This is a genomic window from Oceaniovalibus sp. ACAM 378 (genome assembly GCF_008085915.1).
Classification (GTDB): domain Bacteria; phylum Pseudomonadota; class Alphaproteobacteria; order Rhodobacterales; family Rhodobacteraceae; genus Oceaniglobus.
On record NZ_VSJK01000076.1, the window covers coordinates 1 to 1260 of the forward strand.

The window sequence follows — 1260 nt, forward strand, 5'->3', positions numbered from 1 at the left end:
ACAGTGGTTATGGACATACAACAACGACCGCCCGAATATGGGCATCGGCGGCATTACCCCTGCAATGAAACTGAAAATGGCTGCGTAAGTTCTACGACCACGTCCCGTTAAAAACGGGAGGATTACCCCGGCATCCAGGTGATATCCCACGTCCATACCTCGCAGGGCGCGCAAGCCTGATAGCTGGCGGGTGATTTGCGCCGGACCGGCGGCTTGGCGCGGCCTCGGTGGCGCTGCTGCCCCTGTGCGCGCAAGATCCGGTAGAAGCTGGACTCGGATGCGAGATACCGCCCCTGATCGGCCAGTTTGGGCACGATCTGGCTTGGCGGAAGGCTGGCAAATTCCGTAGAATTACGGACCTCCAGCACGGTCGCGCGTTCAACCACGCTCAGCTTGTTGGCCGGTTCTGGGCGCGGCACAAGGGGCCGCTGATCGGGCCGAACCCCTCCGCCTTTCGTCCAGCGCCGCAGGGTGCGGTCGCTGATCTCCAGCTCGGCACAGGCTTTGGCGCGACGCGCGCCGATTGTGACAGACTCATTGATCAGAGCAACTGCGGTTTCGCGATCTGGGGTGCTGATCATACCTCCTCTCCGTCCCCCCAGATCGCCGAAGCCTTTTTTCTAAGGATGAGCAGCGCTGCCGCCTCGGCCAAGGCCTTTTCCTTGCGCTCCAGATCCTTGACCCGCTTCTTGTCTTCCTTCGTAGCTTGGCCCAGACGTGCCGTGCTCGCGCGGTCCCAGTCATTCGCCTGCTCACAGGCGGCCCGCCATGCTGCGATCTGCGTAGAATAAAGGCCGCGTTTGCGGCAGTATTCGGCAAGATCAACTTCATTCAGCGCCGCTGTTTCAAGCACCGCTGCGAACTTGTCGCGTGACGACCAGCCCTCGGGGCCAGCGTCAGCGTCGGGCAGAAGCTGGCCCTTGCCGCGCGCCTCGGCGCGCCACTTGTGAAGCGTCGCCTCGGAAATACCTTCCTCCTGCGAAAGCTGTCGAATAGCCAAGGTGTTCGGCGCCATCATCCGCTTCAGCACAGCTGATTTTCGTTCCGGTGAATATCCCACGTCATCGTCCTATCCCGCCCACCTGACAAATAGAGGAAAAGTAGAGCAGCGGACAAATTCTCTGACACAGGGGGTTGGTGCGCAACTTGCCTTCTCCTATGAACGCAAGCGGATCATCCTGGCTGAGAATGACATCACGCGCGATCTGCCAGGCAAATATGTGGACACATTTGCCTTCCCAGATGGCAGTTTCGTTGTGC

General features: G+C 60.1%; 3 protein-coding genes. 1 reads left to right on the forward strand and 2 read right to left on the reverse strand.

Annotated elements, in window-relative coordinates; all coding sequences use genetic code 11:
* Window positions 1–122: 122 nt before the first annotated feature.
* The gene (locus FQ320_RS25235) at window positions 123–581 is read right to left on the reverse strand and encodes a helix-turn-helix domain-containing protein (RefSeq protein ID WP_148476000.1); all 459 of its coding nucleotides are present in this window, start codon (window positions 579–581) and stop codon (window positions 123–125) included.
* On the reverse strand, window positions 578–1000 hold the full coding sequence (locus tag FQ320_RS25240) for a hypothetical protein (protein ID WP_255509731.1): 423 nt from the start codon (window positions 998–1000) through the stop codon (window positions 578–580). Before FQ320_RS25240 ends, FQ320_RS25235 begins: the two co-directional genes overlap by 4 nt.
* Window position 1001: 1 nt before the next feature.
* Between FQ320_RS25240 and FQ320_RS26235 the strand changes: the two genes are divergently transcribed.
* On the forward strand, window positions 1002–1260 hold a 259-nt coding region (locus FQ320_RS26235; RefSeq protein WP_148476002.1), incomplete at its 3' end, for a hypothetical protein.